This is a genomic window from Segatella hominis (assembly GCF_019249725.2).
Taxonomy (GTDB): domain Bacteria; phylum Bacteroidota; class Bacteroidia; order Bacteroidales; family Bacteroidaceae; genus Prevotella.
Genome location: NZ_CP137559.1, coordinates 2,636,916 through 2,654,691 on the forward strand (window position 1 = coordinate 2,636,916; position 17,776 = coordinate 2,654,691).

Genomic DNA, 17,776 nt, shown 5'->3' on the forward strand with positions numbered 1-17,776 from the left:
AGAAAACAAAATAATGGATTCAAATATATGTTAGTCAAAACTTATTGCGCCGCAGTCAATGGATTGGACGTGACTACGGTAACCGTGGAGGTCAGCCTCACACGAGGAGTCCAATATCATCTTACGGGACTTGGAGACGAGGCCGTAAGAGAGAGTAGAAGCCGCATATCAGCAGCCTTGCAGTATAGCGGTTTCAAGTTTCCTGTAGCCGACATCACCATCAATCTGGCTCCTGCCGATCTCAGAAAAGAAGGCAGCAGTTTCGACCTGCCCCTTGCTGTAGGCATCTTGGGGGCAAACGGCGATGTACCCGAAACGCATTTCAAGGAATTTATGTTTGTAGGCGAATTGAGCCTTGACGGGTCTCTTCAGCCCATCAAGGGTGCGCTCCCTATAGCCATCAGAGCCAGAGCTGAACATTTCAAGGGATTGATTGTACCGAAACAGAATGCGAGGGAGGCGGCTGTGGTCAATAAGCTCGAAGTCTATGGCATGAGTACGCTGGCAGAAGTGGTCAGTTTTATCAGCGACAAGCAGAATTTCGCTCCTACCATCGTAGATACACGCAAGGAATTTTATGAAAACCAAACCCATTGCGACCTCGACTATGCAGACGTTAGAGGACAGGAAAATGTGAAGCGTGCGCTGGAGATTGCAGCAGCAGGTGGACATAATCTCATCATGGTAGGTCCTCCGGGATCCGGAAAATCTATGATGGCCAAACGTTTGCCTTCCATCCTTCCACCCCTCACCCTATCTGAAAGTCTGGAAACCACTCAGATACATTCCATCGCAGGAAAATTAGGTAAGAACGTATCTCTGATCTCCCAACGTCCTTTCCGTGCTCCCCACCATACGATCTCACAGGTAGCGCTGGTAGGAGGAGGAACCAATCCGCAACCAGGAGAAATCTCTCTGGCTCATAACGGTGTGCTTTTCTGTGACGAATTACCGGAATTTAACAAAACCACGCTGGAGGTACTCCGCCAACCATTGGAAGACCGACATATCACTATCAGCCGCTCCAAATATTCTACAGATTATCCCTGCTCATTCATGTTTATAGCAAGCATGAATCCGTGTCCGTGCGGTTATTACGGAGATCCCACCCATCATTGCGTCTGCACCCCCGGTCAGATCCAACGATACATGAACAAAATATCTGGTCCGCTTCTCGACCGCATCGACATCCAGTGTGAAATCACTCCCGTACCTTTCAAGGATATTTCAAAAGCAGCTCCGGGAGAGCCAAGTGCCAACATCCGGGAACGAGTCATCAAGGCAAGGGAGATACAAGCAGCAAGATACAAGGACTACAAAGGTATCCACTGCAATGCCCAGATGACAGAAAGGATGATTCACCAGTTCGCAGAACCCGATGAAGCAGGCATAGATATGCTCCGCATGGCAATGGAGAAACTCTCTCTATCAGCAAGAGCCTACAGTCGCATTCTGAAAGTAGCCCGCACCATCGCCGACCTGGAAGGTTGCGAGCATGTGGAACTGCATCATCTGGCAGAAGCCATCGGCTATCGTGCACTCGACCGTGGAGATTGGGCGGAAAGAGGACATATATAAGGGATTACAACAAGGTAGGGCATAAGTATGGCTTGGCAAGAGGCTTCTCCTATGATGAACTTTCAGAGGAAGAGAAACGAGGACGCAAACATAAGAACAAGGTGGTTCTTGAAGCGGAACGTTAGGCGAAAGTCGCTCTTGACGAAGTGGAGAAATATGCAGTGCAGACACATACGTTTCACTTGGCGGTTCTAATGGGTGCGCTGACCAACTTACAAATTGGGACGGAACACAGATAGCTGGATTGGGGGCGTTCAAAGAAAAAAAGACAAGAGACTTATCGCTATAAATTTAGATAATGAGTATAAGAACTTACTTTGTTTGAAATTTGACAAAGCAAGTTCTTGTACTTTAATCAGGGAAGGATGGATTTCAAAGCACTAAATTGGTTAATGCTTTCACTATTGCAAGGCGCTCGACTTTAATAAAATAGTGAGTTCTTTAGTTGTCTATAGTTTAGAAATCGTCATCACTGTAATCATTATTCCCTTCTTCTACTATTCCGAATCCATGGTTTATGTCACCGTCGGGAGTCCAACCAGTGTCAGGAAGGCTAGGGCTACTTGGACCGCTTGGACTGCTTAGATTGCCACTGCCTGCCATTATATTTGAGGACTCCATCTCTATAACGGTAATCTCCGGTGCTACATATTTCTTATTCATATTTTTTATTTATTTACTACTACTTTGTTGTTAACGATATACACACCCTTCGGCAACTTGTTGACGTCGTTGTTGTTCATACGCACACCACCAAGGTTGTAGATGCCAGTGTTTGCATTCTGCTTGTTCTCCTCAATTACCTGGATGCCAGCTGTACCGCCCATACCATTGCCATTCAGCGAGAACATCAACATTTTGCCAGAATGTGCATCTTCTTTAAGCCAGCAGCGATAAGCCTTTACAGTATGGTCTTTACTTGTGTGAACCAAGTCACCCTTGCTGAACATATAAGAATCCTTTGACACTGCAGTCGGTTTGCTGTACGAGCCAGTGTAGGTCATGCCTATTCCAGTTACTGTGTGTTCCAGTTCGGATGTCTGGTCATCGTAGTTGATGCCATTGGCTACATATACATGACCGTCGAGAATCTTCGTAACACCATTGATAGTGTATGAATAGTTGCCGAGCGGCTCCTTTGTAGGATATATTATATAAGGAGTGTTCTTCTCAAGCACTACGTTGTCACCAGCTACGTTCACGGTAGAGAACTTGATCCAGTTGTCTTCCAAACGGTCGAACTTTGCCATCTGTACACTATCACCAAAGGCTTCCTTCACCTGAGCTGCTGTCATATCGACGGGAAGAATGATAGAGTTCCATCCCTTCTTGTTGTTGTCAGCACTCTTGGTGAATGTACGATGCAACAGCATCCTGGCATTTTTGTATGTCTTGGTTACGTTGAGAGTAGAGTCCTCGTCAAGAACCAGAAGGTCGTCGTTTCCGTTGAGTGTTCCGTCGTCATTCATGTCAGTACGCAGAGCGAAGCCCTTAATCTGAAGATTCCCAAGAGCCGAGAGCACCTTAACAGGTGTGATACGAACCTGATCGAACGACTTGGTTGGATTGAGCACGGCATAGCCGTCGCCTTCACTGCCTATTACATCAGCGCCAAGAATCTTCCAGTTTGTCAGTTCTTCCTGCTCTTTACCATCGAGATAGGTAGTCAATTTAAGACCTTCGCCAAGACTTACACCCAATCCTAAAGCCAGTTTTCGGGTAACCATAACGAGCTGCTGTCCCTTATCAACTACTTTACCCATATTGACAGAGATAGTCGCACCACCTAAGTTTGCTCCCAACGGGAGAGTCAAGTACGTATCCATTGAGTCGTCAATCAAATTGCTCAACTCGTTGTAGCCATTGCCAATGTTGGCAACTTGGACCATCTGAGTGTTAGCAAAGTCGATGGATGCATTGGTATTATTTGTAGATACCACTTGAGCACCATATATTGGATTGGTAGTAGCGTTGTCTGCCTCAGCATCGGCTACATACGCATAGTAGATATTGAGCTGTGAGAGGTCGGCAGAAAGAACGCCTGTGCTATAAAGTACAATCTCATCAAACACACAGCCCGCAGGCACTTCAACGTTCAGACACATTTTATGTGTTTCCTCTTTACCGATAAGTCCAGCTGAGATGGCATCCCAATGGGTCGTTACATCTCCAGTCACTTCCTTGCCTTTATTGTAGAGCTTGATGTTGTAGAGCTTAAGCACATTAGCATCGAGTCCGGTAGCCTTAGCAGATACCACAAAACCTACCTTCATCTTGCCATTGAAAGCTCTTGCATTGCCATTCAAACCATCAGCAAAGTTAGATCCATCAGCAGTCTTGATGCCAACGAGACCCTTGTTGGCTGCCACTTCAACGCCTGGCTCACGATAGGCGAAATCGTTGAGAGAAGTAGTAAGTATGGCTGAGCGATTCATCATTCTATCGAATATCTGTATCAAACTACCGCCAAACTTATCGCTCAACACGTATTTAGGCTTCTCACCCTCCTTATTGACAAGGATATCCACTCCGTGTTCCTCCGCAACATATTTGGGAGCATAGTTGAGGGTTGTCTCTTCATAGCAACCATCCGCAGCTGTTGCACGGAAAACATACTTGCCTGGAAGAGACAAATTGCTTACCAAGCCTGTTGTGGCAACCACTTCAACATCAGCGGCACCCTCCGGATAGCTCTGGACGGTCCATGTCACATCAACATCCTTATTGTGCTGCAACTGGAATTGATTGACACTTCCAGACACATCGCGGCTCGATGTGGCATTGATTGGACAATGATGAGAAGCTGCATCGGGAGCCATGCGCACAAAGGCGTAGTTGACAGAGGTACCACCAACTCGTATTCCTATGCCTTTGAAGAAAATCTTTGCTGCTGAGAAAGCTGCAGGAGCTCTCATAACGACTTCACCGTCCTTGGTATCCTCAATCAGTCCAAGACCCAGGAGTTTATTAGAGATGTCATAGTTGCCTATTTCTTTATTCTCTTTGTTGAAAAGTGTGAGTTCAACGCCAGAGCCTACCGAAAGATTGGCGAGATTAAATCCATTAAACTTGAATCCCACTTCTGTTCCCTTAGGGAATGCTTCCTTGCCATCACTGGGTTTGGCAACAACAGTAACAGGAGTTGATACTGGAACTACTGCTCCTACAACAGCAGCATAGCCATTGTCAAGTTTCTCATCAATCACATCACCACGTGACACCTCACCTAATGTGTGAGTTGGCTTTTTGCCTTGCGCATCCAGAGTAAACGTCTTTCTACCCTGCTCTTCAGCGTATTTAGAAATACCATTCTCCTTATTATTGGTAATAGTATACTCACGAGCCTTGCCTACAAATGCATACTTGATATTTATAGCAGAGAGCACATTGGCATCAACTCCACACTGAACGAGCTTGATTTCATCGAAATTACCGGGAGCTGTAGCCATGTACAATTTGTTTACCTGATCTGAACCAGGGAATGTCAGCAACGACAAGCCAAGTCCGGTAACAGACTTACCGGTAGAGATCGACTGGAGGTCGCCAACCTTTTCACCGTCCTTAAGAAACTGTATTTTGTAGAACTTTGCTAAATCGAGAGTAAGGATGCTTGCATTTGATTTTGCACAAATAACAAAACCAGCCTCTGTGTCACCAGCATAATAATGCTGATTGTCCTTAATGCTGATAATAGGACTTGCTCCAACGGTAGCATCAACAAGCGCCGGAATCGTAGCATAATCATCCAAATCATCATTGCAAAGGTTCTGAAGATTAGCTGTTCCTGAAACCACCTGAACACCATCACCAATGCTATTGATTGTACATCCCGGTCCTACGAGAGCACGACGGTTATTAAAATAATTCTCCTTGTTAGCGTCTGAATCCTGCCAAACCTTCTTCTCTATTTTGCCTCCGCTATCTATGGTTGCAGCAACCATAGATGGAAGAGCTAAAAGCAATAGAGTCGCAATTAAACAAATTTTCTTGTTAAGTTTCTTTAACATCACTAATTTATTATTATCGTTTCACTTAATTAAAATCGAGCACGTCTAAGTATAGCATTAGAGCCTACCGGATTTTGCTGTGCAAAGGTATTATAATTTGGAATGATAAATAAAAATGAGTAGGCTTAGAGTATGGCTATAGTATATATACCAAGTCATATCTATCACAAAATCAGATACTTATAAAATCCAAGGGGGGGAAAGTAGAACCGATTAAAATCTGTTTCAAAAAAAGCAGGAAATTTGAACGAAATTAGAGAAAAAATATATAACTTTGTACCGATTAACAATGTTTTTTTAAACTATGCAAATATTGATATTGACCATTACTATATGTCTGTCGACAATTAGTGCTCGCGCAGACAACACCAAACTTTACGAACGCTTAGACTCTGTCATAGCCAATAGAGCTGAGTATGAAGCCAAAAAAGAAAAAAGGCTTCATGACATAAAGAATGCCATTAATTACGTGAACAATGCAACAGACAAGTTGCGCATATATGAGCGATTGATCAACGAGTATACACCATACAAATATGATTCGGCAATGGTGTATGTTCAAAAAGCGATAAACTTAGCCAAACAGACTAACAGTTCGGAATATTACACACAATATCAGATCTTAAAGGCAAGACTGCTGGTTTACCGTGGCTTCTATATTGAGGCTAAGGAAATTCTCGAAAAACTCGAGATTCCGCCAACCAACCGCCATATAAACTACCTTTACAACTGTAGTTTAAGTGCGCTGTATTTCAATCTGAATATGTCCACTAAGAATACGGAGTACTGCCAACGATATTCCACACTCTTCCAAGATTATATCGACAAGGCTATAGAGTATTGTCCGAAGAAGGATGCGCAGTACTATTATATGAAAGGTGTACAACTCTATTCGAAAGGCACCATACATGACATCAGCACTTGCTTCAATAAGGCAATGTCGCTATCGAAGCCCGACAGCAAACTGTATGCCATGTCTGCTTACGCTCTGTCTAAAACTTACGACCAGAACCACCAGAGTGAACAGCAAGAACGCTATCTTCTACTTGCAGCCATAAGCGATGTAATGGCATCGACCAATGAGAGTCTGGCTTTGCAGGAAGTGGCTTTGTTGTTATATAAGAATCAGGACAATCTGCGCAAAGCCAATGAATACATCAACATATCATTGATGGATGCCGATGCGTACAGTAATCGACAGCGACGTATGGAGTTGTACACCAACCTGCATGTCATACTGTCGGCTTACTACGAGAAGCTACAGAAACATAGCACTTGGCAAGATGTGGCTATAATAAGCATACTCGGGCTAATGGCGGTCATTGTCGCTGCTATTGTGTTTGTCGTCCGGAAAAACCACTTGTTGAAACTAAAGGAGAATGATCTGAAAACGCTGACAGAACAACTTAGCGCTGACAACAAACAACATAAAAAAGACAACAAAGCACTTCAGGATTCCAACGATGAGCTTAAAGGCTCCAACGAAGCACTAAAGGACTCCAACAAAGCACTTCAGGATTCTAACGATGAGCTTAAGGGCTTCAACAACGAGCTTAAGGGCTCCAACAAAGTACTAAAGGACTCCAACAAAGCACTTCAGGATTCTAACGATGAGCTTAAGGGCTCCAACAACGCACTAAAGGACTCCAACAAAGCACTTCAGAACTCTAACGACGAGCTTAAGGGCTCTAACGATGCGCTTAAGGACTCTAACAAAGCACTAAAGGACTCCAACGACGAGCTTAAGGGCTCCAACGACGAGCTTAAGAACTCCAACAAAGCACTAAAGGACTCCAACGACGCGCTAAAGGACTCCAATAAAGCGCTAAAGGACTCTAACAAAGCACTTCAGGACTCCAACGACGAGCTTAAGGGCTCCAACAACGCACTAAAGGACTCCAACAAAGCACTTCAGGACTCCAACGACGAGTTTGAATATACCAATGCGAAGCGAGAGTCGATGGCTAATGCCTTTATCATGCTCTGCTATCAGTATATCGAGCGGTTGAAAAATCAGCGCAAACTGGTGATACGTAAGATTAAGACCAATCAGCAGAACGAATTGCTGAGCACCCTCTCATCTTCAAGGCAAAGCGCCGAGGAGAGTCAGAACTTCTTCTCGCAGTTCGACAAAATCTTCCTCTCGCTCTATCCATCGTTTGTAAAGGAGCTGAACACACTGCTGTTGCCCGAGGCGCAAATACAGCTTAAGGAAGACAACGAGCTGACCCCAACCCTGCGTGTAGCTGCCTTGATTAGGCTAGGCGTAACGGAGAGCGCCAAGATTGCCGGCATTCTCTCCTACTCGCCACAAACGATATACAACTATCGCTCTACACTAAAGAACAGTGCTATCGACAAAGAACACTTCGAGGAGAATCTGCAAAAGCTGTGTTCTACCTATTAAGGTGTTGTGTGGTGTAATTTGCAGTGCTAACATTACAACTGAGAGCCTCGCTCTCGTAAGCCTCTGGGGCAGTCACCGAGGCGACTGGGCAGAAAGGGGGGATATAAAGACCAACTTCAAATCAGAATAGGAAATTAGGGGAAATTTTCCTCTAATTTCCCCTAATTTCCTCTATTTTCAATCATTTTCCTCTATTTTTCACTTCTTTTGCATACAAAACTCTCTTCTTATTGTTTCTAAAATAGTCATCTGAAGGGTTTTCCGCATTATTTTCCGTAGTCACACCTTACTATATTAAGAAAAGCATCGAAAAACTTCCCAGTTTCCAACTATTTTTTGTAATTTTGCACCCAAAATAACAAAAAAATGTATATTAGCTAATATGGAACAGAAAAATTTCAAACGTACCACTGTGACGGCAGCTTTGCCATACGCCAATGGTGGTGTACATATCGGACACCTGGCAGGTGTATATGTGCCAGCCGATATCTACGTGCGCTATCTCCGACTCAAAAAACAAGACGTTGTTTTCATCGGTGGTAGTGATGAGCACGGTGTGCCTGTAACCATCCGTGCCAAGAAAGAGGGCATCACCGTGCAGGAGGTGGTGGACCGCTATCACAATCTGATCAAGAAAAGTTTTGAGGACTTCGGCATTTCCTTTGATATCTATAGCCGTACGACCTCAAAAGTTCACAATAAGTTTGCTTCTGATTTCTTCCGCACTCTCTATGATAAGGGCGTGCTCGAAGAGAAGGTAGAGGAGCAGTTCTGCGATGAGGTAACAGGAGAATTCCTCACAGACCGTAACATCGTGGGTACTTGTCCTCGCTGTGGTGCTGAAGGTGCCTATGGTGACCAGTGCGAGAAATGTGGTGCTACACTTTCGCCTGAGGAGTTGATTAACCCAACCAACAAGAACAATCCTGGACATGGTCTCGTGAAGAAGCCTACCAAGAACTGGTATCTGCCTTTAGGAAAGTATCAGGACTGGCTGAAGCAATGGATTCTGGAAGGTCACAAGGAGTGGAGAACTAATGTTTATGGTCAGTGCAAAAGCTGGCTTGACATGGATTTGCAGCCTCGTGCGATGACCCGCGACCTGGATTGGGGTATTCCTGTTCCTGTGGAGGGTGCTGAGGGCAAGGTGCTCTACGTATGGTTTGATGCACCTATCGGTTACATCTCAAATACCAAGGAACTCTGCGATGCACAGCCTGAGAAATGGGGCACATGGCAGAAATGGTGGCAGGATCCTGAGACTCGTCTCGTTCACTTCATCGGTAAGGACAACATCGTGTTCCACTGCATCATCTTCCCTACTATGCTGAAGGCACACGGCGACTATATCCTGCCAGACAACGTGCCTGCCAACGAGTTCCTGAATCTTGAGGATGATAAGATTTCTACCTCTCGTAACTGGGCAGTCTGGTTGCACGAGTATCTCGTAGATCTCCCTGGCAAGCAGGATGTTTTGCGCTATGTATTGACAGCCAATGCTCCTGAGACCAAGGACAACAACTTCACATGGAAGGATTTCCAGGAGCGCAACAACTCTGAATTGGTTGCTGTTTATGGTAACTTCGTAAACCGTGCTCTCCAACTCACTAAGAAATATTGGGGCGGTGTAGTTCCTGCTTGCGGCGAACTGCAGGAGGTAGATGAGAAGGCTATCGCTGAGTTCAAAGACGTGAAGGAGAAGGTAGAGCAGTATCTCAACGTATTCAAATTCCGTGAGGCTCAGAAAGAGGCTATGAACCTCGCCCGCATCGGTAATAAATACATCACAGAATGTGAGCCTTGGAAGGTTTGGAAGACCGATCCTAAGCGTGTGGAGACTATCCTGAATATCTCCCTCCAGTTGGTTGCCAACCTCGCCATCGCTTTCGAACCATTCTTGCCTTTCTCTTCTGAGAAACTGCGCAAGATGATCAACATGCCAACTTTCGAATGGACCCAGTTGGGCAGCACAGACTTGCTCAAGGCGGGTACTCAGCTCGGTGAGCCAGAGTTGCTCTTCGAGAAGATTGAGGATGAGGTCATCGAGAAACAGTTGCAGAAACTCGCTGACACCAAGAAGGCTAACGAGGAGGCTGAATACAAGGCTGCACCTATCAAGCCAGAGGTTAGCTTTGATGATTTCGAGAAGCTCGACATTCGCGTGGGCCATATTCTGAACTGCGAGAAGGTAAAGAAGTCTAAGAAACTCCTGAAGTTCACCATCGATGATGGTACTGGTACTGAGCGTACTATCTGTTCAGGTATCGCCGCCTACTATGAGCCAGAGCAGTTGATCGGTAAGGACGTGCTCTTCATAGCAAACTTTGCTCCTCGCAAGATGATGGGTATCGAGAGCCAGGGTATGATTCTGAGTGCTGTCAACTTCGACGGCTCATTGAACGTTACCTCTCTCCTTGGCAAAGTAAAGCCAGGAAGCCAGGTAGGATAAAAAGACAAGATCATCAAATAGGATAAAATAAGATCATCGATAAGATCTGAGATTATAATAAAAGCCCTATACCGGGATATTACTGGTATAGGACTTTTTTATGTTTATTTGAACCGGATATAGGACCGGTCGTCAAAACTGTGATTGCCCTCCAGCAGTCCCTTAGTGGCAAGGAAAGAGGAAATGTTTTGAGAATCGGCTGCGAGTTGAGCCTGTAGGGCAGCCTCGCTTTCAGCAAGAGTTGGTTTCAGAAACGGATATCCATCGCTTGCCAGAACGATTTCTCCTATGGCTGGAGAAATGACCTTTACACCCTCATGGTAGATAGGAAATCCATCGATTACCGCATAATGAATGTTCTGTCCGTTGAGCATCGCCTGAATAAGCAGCGGTTCAATAGCCTTGCGTGCATCTGCCGGAGGCATTCCCTGACGAATGAGGCTTGCACGTCTGGCGGCAATCTCTTCCTCAAAAGGCTTGTTGTTTTCGTAAAGTTTGCCACTGATGAGTGCCTGGCAGTCACCCACCATCCACACTTCTCTCCTGGCACAGGAATAGACGATGGCAGAAGCAGTGAGACGTTCTTCAGGATGCAGTTTCATCCGCTCTTCCATTCCTAAAGTCTTATACACCTTATTATATATATAGGAAGAAACACCCTGGCAGAAGTCATCAACCGAAGCCTCAGCCTTTAATTCCTTTTTGATAAATTCCGAGATTAGCACCATTGCAAAGCGTCCGTTCTTCATATCGGGCGAAAGATGCGTAGGAGTCTTGCTCGTACTTCCATCAATCACTGCGATAAAATCATCAGTCACGATGATACCATCCTCACAAGCCTCTTGGCTCTTCTTGCCTACCATATTTCTTTCTACTATTTCCATCTCTTTATGTTTTTACATGCAAAATTACAAAGAATTGCTTGAATAAGTCTAATAATTCGCAAGAAAAAGTATATAAAGCCCCATTAAAAAAGTCACTAAACCCGCATGAAGTCTATGTTCAACGACGTTGAACATACATTCAGCGACACTAAACTAAGCTTTCATGCCCGAAGAAGATTTACTTACTGGGGGCAGTGTGGCATACACACGCCCTGATGGAGTCAAAGTTATTCCATTGGCTTGCTTAAAAGACTAATAGTGTTTACCTTTAACTATATATGAAAAGGAGAGGCGAGCTTCACAGCCAGCATTCTTGCCCCTGTATTCGTCAAAAGTGTGATTTATCACAAAAAAATCGAATAACATGGAGATAAAACGTAATATTCACTTAAACAGAATCATTGCCCGCAAGGGTAATGGCATGATAAAGGTAATAACAGGAATGCGTCGATGTGGCAAATCATACCTTCTCTTCACCTTATTTCATAACTATCTCTTAGAACAAGGAGTAGATGAACAGCATATTATCAAGGTTGATATGGAAGACCGCCGTAATGCCGCTCTAAGAAATCCTGATGCTTTGTTGAACTATATAGATTCAAGGATGACAGACTCTCAACAATATTACATCCTCCTTGATGAAGTACAGTTGGTAGCAGAGTTTGAGGATGTACTCAATAGCTATCTCAAAATCACAAATGCAGACGTTTATGTAACAGGTAGCAATGCAAAATTCCTTTCTAAAGATGTAATTACAGAGTTCAGAGGACGAGGCGACGAAATACGTATCACGCCTTTAAGCTTTCAAGAGTTTATGTCTGCGAAAGAAGGTAATCGTGAAGATTTATTGAATGAATATCTCACCTATGGTGGACTTCCACAAGTGGTCACAATGGATGAAATTGAGCGAAAAGTAGAGTACCTCAAGAACCTTTTTACTCATACCTATATCCGTGACATCAAGGAACGATATGAAATAAAGAAAGATGACGATTTGGAAGAGCTAATCAACTTGGTCGCCTCAAATATTGGCAGCCTAACCAATCCAACAAAGTTGGAAAATTGCTTCAAATCTGTCAAACAAAGCTGTCTTTCAAAAGATACCATCAAGAACTATATAGACTTGATGCAAGATGCTTTTATCATCGAGAAATCCATCAGATTTGACATCAAAGGCAAGAAATACATTGACACACCATCAAAATATTACTTCACAGACTTAGGGTTACGTAACGCCAGACTTAATTTTCGCCAGACAGAATTTACACATCTCTTGGAAAACGCAATATACAATGAATTGCGTCTTAGAGGCTATTCTGTTGATGTGGGACAAATACCAATTTTTACGATTAGAGAGGATGGTAAGCGGCAACGCAGTACATTAGAAGTCGATTTCGTTTGCAATCTGGGCTATAAGAGATGCTACATACAGTCTGCCTATGCCTTGCCAACAGAAGACAAAATGAAACAAGAGTTCAACTCTCTTTTGCGCATAAAAGACAGTTTCAAGAAAATAGTCATCGTAGGAACGCCCACTCCGACTTACCAGAACGAGGAAGGTATCCTTACCATAAACATTTATGATTTCTTGATGAATCCAGAAAGTTTGAACATCTAAAATCGAAAAAGAGAGGCGAGCTTCACAGCCAGCCTCTCCCGAGAGATTTATAGAAAATGCCACTCATGGCATTCCTATATCGTTGATTAAAAATATTATCTTATTAAAATTCCATTACAGCGATTACTCACCGTAACCCGTATTCTGCTTGATGTTAGGGTTGGCGTTGATCTCTGCCTGCGGAATGGCAGCAATAGCCTTGAAGTAATCACGGTTGAAAGACTGAGCTTCCTTGCTCAATGTCTTGTGCCAACCCTTATCAGCTTCACTTGTATAACGGGTGATAGTCTCGTTATTACGCAAAGCATCAAAGTAACGCTGTCCCTCGCCAATCAACTCCTTACGACGCTCAATCAAGATACGCTCAAGTGTGATGTTATCCACTGTAGCCAAAGAAGCCACTGTTGTGGTACGGTTCTTTACCAAATCATTCAGATACTCTACAGCCTTAGTCTTGTCATTATTTCTAAATGCACACTCTGCAGCTGTCAAGTAAACCTCAGAAAGACGGATAATTGGAACGATAGTAACATTACGAAGATTACCACCTTGACCACGCAACTTGTTCAGAAATACCTTGTTGGTACCATAAGTTGCCACCTCTTTGGCTGCAGTTGCAGGCAAGAACATATCGTTACGAACATCTTCTGGGTCTGAAGTAAGCATGTCAACAAACTTCTTAGTAGCAACCATTTCCTTGTAGCCATCACGCTGCTGAAGGTTACCGATACCATTCAAGTCATTGTTGTCTGTAGAACCTGCCACATTGAGACGGAACAAGAACTCACTCTCATTAGGAGTTGAAGCATCCCATGCTTTGAAGTATTGGTCACGAGTCCACAACGCTGCGCCAGAATTCTTGATAATATCCTCAGCAACAGACAAGGCGTTAGCATAATCACCCATATTCAAATAAACACGAGAAAGGATTGCCTTTGCTCCCCAAACGCTTACATAACCTGGTTCTGTCTCTGTAGCAAGAGCATTAGAGCTGATAGCCTCAGTCAAATCCTTCACTACTTGGGTGTAAACCTCAGCAACAGTGCTACGAGCAGGTTTTGCATTAGACTCCAGCACTCCTGTTACCAATGGTACACCAAGAGATGCACCCTGATCCTCTGTATATGGCTTACCATAGATACGAACAAGGTCAAAATGAGCAAGGGCACGGAGTACCTTTGCCTCTGCCGCATACTGGTCAATAGTAGCCTTAGCCTCTGCTGCATCGCTCAAAGCACCACCTTCTGCAGCAGCGATGATACGATTAGCACGGCCAATAACAATATATGGTGATTTCCAAGCTACGTTACTGGAAGAAATACTTGATGAAAACTCAGATGCAGTCTGATAATTCATGTCATAGTAGAAACTTGCACGGTTAGAACCACCAAGATTATTATACTGATAATCATCACCTGCATGAACATCACCATAAACGAAGAATTGCTGACCATAGTAATCTACCAAGTTGCTGTTTCCCTTCAAAGCCGCGTACATACCCGTTCTCGCAGCAGCCAAGTCTGAACTGCTGGTCAAGGCTGCATCGGCATCTGTACCATCAGAAGGAGCTACGTCCAACCAATCATTGACGCAAGATGACAGGCTGGCTGCCAAAATAGCGCAGCCCATTACCTTATATATTGATTTTAATACTTTCATTGTATTTCGTTCTTTTATAAATTAGAAACTAAGTTCGATACCAAATGTATAAGTTCTCAAAGCTGGCATTTCGAATGTACACAAGCCATCCGCTGGTGTCTCTGGATCAACATAAAGATCCTTAGACTTCCAGGTCAACAAGTTGTTGGCAGAGAAATATACACGAGCCTTGCTCAAGCCAAGGTTGCTGATCCACTCCTTTGGTGCTGAGAAACCTAAGGTAAGGTTCTTCAAGCGAAGATAATCGTTAGGCATCAACCAACGAGAAGACAACACACCCTTACCATAACCAGCCTGGAACTTAGGCAACTTAGCATTATCGCCTGGCTTCTGCCACATATCCTCCAACTTATAGTAAGAAGGGATTGCTCCATAGAGGGCGTATGTACCACCATTATCGTGCAACCAAGTAGCAGCATCGTAAGAGTCACCGCCCAACTTATAGGTCAAAGTAAAGTTGAAGTCGATAAACTTCCACTTGATGAAGTTAGACAAACCGCCCTCAAGTGCTGGCTCATGATGACCAACAATAGTCTTGTTTGCCTCAGCTACATTAGTAGTGGTCTTGCGAGCATTCTCAGTTCCATCATTGATGTAATAGCTCTCCAAACCTGTCTCAGGGTCAACACCTGCATACTCATACATATAGTAAGAATAGTAAGGCTTACCTACCTGATGAATCATGGCACCGCTGATAATCTTGTCATCATCACCTGTCAACTCTGTTACCTTGTTGGAGTTATGACCAAAGTTCAGAGAAGTAGTCCAAAGGAAGTCCTTCTTCTGAATGTTGGTAGAAGAAATGGTCACCTCAATACCTTGGTTACGCATAGAACCTACATTCTGAGCCATGGTAGCCAACAGAGAAGATTCATCATAGTAACCTGGAATCATAGAGATAGGACGGTTCATAATCAAATTGGATGTATTACGTACGTAGTAATCCAATGTTACAGAAATACGGTTGAGGAATGTCAAGTCAAGACCAAAGTTCCAAGCCTTGTTCTGCTCCCACTTCAAGTCCTTGTTAGCTACACCAATGATACCCATACCATTGCTACCATTGTAGTACTCACCATACTTATAAAGGTTCATGTAACTATACAAGCCAGATGGAAGAGTTCCGTTCACACCATAAGATACACGAATCTTACCATCGCTCAATATATCCTTGATAGAATCCATGAACTTTTCTGCACCAAAGCGCCAAGCACCAGATACAGACCAGAACGAACCCCAACGATTCTCACGTGCCATACGAGAACTACCATCACGACGATAGCTTACACCAGCATAATACAAATCGTTATAGTTGTAGTTGACACGACCCAAGAAAGAAGTCATCTTTGAGTCATACTTGTAACTCTGCATAGAGGTATCGCCAGAGTTAGCGAACTCATACAAGTTGCCAGGGAAGTCTGTACCGGAAGCGTATGAGTTGTTGTTATGCCATGCCTCTGTCTCGAAACCAAGCAAAGCATCCACATTGTGGGCTCCAAAAGACTTATTGTATGTCAACTGTGTCTGAGTGTTCATGGTTGTCCACTCATTGTAAGTACGCTGCATCACACCATTTGAGCCAGAACCATTACCACAGAATTTGTCCCAAAGCACATCCTCGGTAGAGTTGATGTAGTCGTAAGCTACCTTCTCACGCAACTTCAAGTTGTCCCAAATGTTCCATTCGAGAGCCAAGGTGCTGTAAGAACGTGTCGTGTTGGTTCTATCAGACATGTGCTGGTTCTCATAAATAGGGTTATAACTATTGTTATAAGCACCATCTGTCTTTGTCAGCAAATTACCATTCTTGTCATAGATAGCATTAGAAGGGCCGAGGAACCATACTGCACTTGAGACGGCACCAGCAAAAGAAGCGCCACCATCCATGGCAGAGTTCTGATGCATAGATGAAATCATTGTGCTAGCATCCAACTTGAACTTACCAAAACGATGGGAAACGTTTACATTACCTGTCATACGTTCCAAGCCTGAACGGTCAACAATACCATTCTGATTTGCATATGACAAAGATGCATAGAACTTGGTCTTATCATTACCACCAGTTACACTTGCCTGATAGTTCTGGCTAGAACCATTTTTGAAGAGAGCGTCACGCCAATTAGCCCAGCCATTCTCTGGTTTTGCTGCATAATCATCAATATTAGCATCAGCAAATGCTGCAGCCGAAGCATCGGTTGTACCATCAACATTATCAAAAGCATAGTTTTTCAAACCTTGATAAATCAAGGCACGACGAGAATCACCATCCAACGTTGGACGATAGTTGATAGCCATGTTAGAGAATCCCCAGTCGCTACGGAAATCAACCTGGGTCTTACCTGCACTACCACTCTTAGTTGTAATGACAAGCACACCATTGGCTGCACGAGAACCATACAAAGAGGCTGCGGCAGCATCCTTGATAACAGTGATAGATTCGATATCGTTGCTGTTCAATGTAGAAAGTGCATTGGTACCAGAACCATTATAACCACTTCCAGTACTTCCATCATTGAAACCACTCAAGTTACCAGAGTTCACAGGAGTACCATCAATCACAATCAATGGATCGTTACCTGCATTGATAGAACCCATACCACGAATACGGATATAGTTCATTGCACCTGGCTGGCCAGAGAAAGAAGAAATAGAAACTCCTGGGATATTACCAGAAAGCTTATCTTCAACAGAAAGTGAAGGAACATCACTCAACTTAGCTGTTGACATGGAAGCAGCAGCACCTGTAAATGAGGATTTTTTGAAGTTACCATAACCTGTAACAATCACCTCATCCAAGGATTTGTTATCAGAAGTCAAAACAATCTTCATATTAGAACTTGCTTTGACAGTTTGTGGATTCATACCGATGTATGAAATCTCCAACTTAGCATCAGCAGGAACATTCAAAGAGAAGTTTCCATCGATGTCGGTTACTGTACCAGTCTTAGAACCTATTATCCTGACTGATGCGCCAACTACAGGCTCACCATCATCTGAAGAGGTAACTTTACCAGTAACGGATGTTTGAGCAAAGGCTACTCCACAACTGAGAATTGCCCCCCCCATCAACATTGCGATTCTTTTCATCATAATCTCTCTCGTTTTGATAAAATTTATAAATTAACTATAATCGGCTGCAAAATTATAATTTATTTCGGATATTTGCAAATATTT

The 17,776-nt window shown here is 43.8% G+C and carries 9 protein-coding genes; 4 read left to right on the plus strand and 5 right to left on the minus strand.

Annotated features, from left to right (window positions below):
- The first annotated feature begins 27 nt into the window (after window positions 1-27).
- Window positions 28-1,578 carry a YifB family Mg chelatase-like AAA ATPase gene (locus tag KUA50_RS10805; protein ID WP_218456149.1) on the plus strand — a complete coding sequence of 517 codons (1,551 nt, stop codon included), beginning with the start codon at window positions 28-30 and terminating at the stop codon, window positions 1,576-1,578.
- 456 nt (window positions 1,579-2,034) lie between these two features.
- On the opposite strand, the gene KUA50_RS10810 is transcribed toward KUA50_RS10805, so the two are convergent.
- Both KUA50_RS10810 and KUA50_RS10815 read right to left on the minus strand, forming a co-directional pair.
- Complete coding sequence (locus KUA50_RS10810; RefSeq protein ID WP_218456148.1) at window positions 2,035-2,241, minus strand: hypothetical protein; 207 nt, start codon at window positions 2,239-2,241, stop codon at window positions 2,035-2,037.
- Between the two features lie 5 nt (window positions 2,242-2,246).
- Window positions 2,247-5,585 (minus strand): hypothetical protein, encoded by a 3,339-nt coding sequence (locus tag KUA50_RS10815; RefSeq protein ID WP_218456147.1) that lies wholly within the window; start codon window positions 5,583-5,585, stop codon window positions 2,247-2,249.
- A gap of 304 nt (window positions 5,586-5,889) precedes the next feature.
- Here KUA50_RS10815 and KUA50_RS10820 point away from each other — a divergent pair, with 304 nt between their 5' ends.
- Complete coding sequence (locus tag KUA50_RS10820) at window positions 5,890-7,992, plus strand: DUF6377 domain-containing protein (protein ID WP_218456146.1); 2,103 nt, start codon at window positions 5,890-5,892, stop codon at window positions 7,990-7,992.
- A 382-nt stretch (window positions 7,993-8,374) separates the two neighbouring features.
- Window positions 8,375-10,441 (plus strand): methionine--tRNA ligase, encoded by a 2,067-nt coding sequence (metG, locus tag KUA50_RS10825; RefSeq protein WP_218456145.1) that lies wholly within the window; start codon window positions 8,375-8,377, stop codon window positions 10,439-10,441.
- 104 nt (window positions 10,442-10,545) lie between these two features.
- On the opposite strand, the gene KUA50_RS10830 is transcribed toward metG, so the two are convergent.
- Window positions 10,546-11,325: a hypothetical protein gene (locus tag KUA50_RS10830; protein ID WP_218456144.1), complete on the minus strand. Its 780-nt coding sequence runs from the start codon at window positions 11,323-11,325 to the stop codon at window positions 10,546-10,548.
- Between the two features lie 364 nt (window positions 11,326-11,689).
- On the opposite strand from KUA50_RS10830, the gene KUA50_RS10835 reads away from it, so the two are divergent.
- Window positions 11,690-12,943: an ATP-binding protein gene (locus KUA50_RS10835; protein ID WP_218456143.1), complete on the plus strand. Its 1,254-nt coding sequence runs from the start codon at window positions 11,690-11,692 to the stop codon at window positions 12,941-12,943.
- A 123-nt stretch (window positions 12,944-13,066) separates the two neighbouring features.
- Here KUA50_RS10835 and KUA50_RS10840 read toward each other — a convergent pair whose 3' ends face one another.
- Entirely contained in the window at window positions 13,067-14,602 is a 1,536-nt protein-coding gene (locus KUA50_RS10840) for a RagB/SusD family nutrient uptake outer membrane protein (RefSeq protein WP_218456142.1), read from the minus strand.
- Between the two features lie 21 nt (window positions 14,603-14,623).
- The gene (locus tag KUA50_RS10845; RefSeq protein WP_218456141.1) at window positions 14,624-17,692 is read right to left on the minus strand and encodes a SusC/RagA family TonB-linked outer membrane protein; all 3,069 of its coding nucleotides are present in this window, start codon (window positions 17,690-17,692) and stop codon (window positions 14,624-14,626) included.
- Window positions 17,693-17,776: the final 84 nt, after the last annotated feature.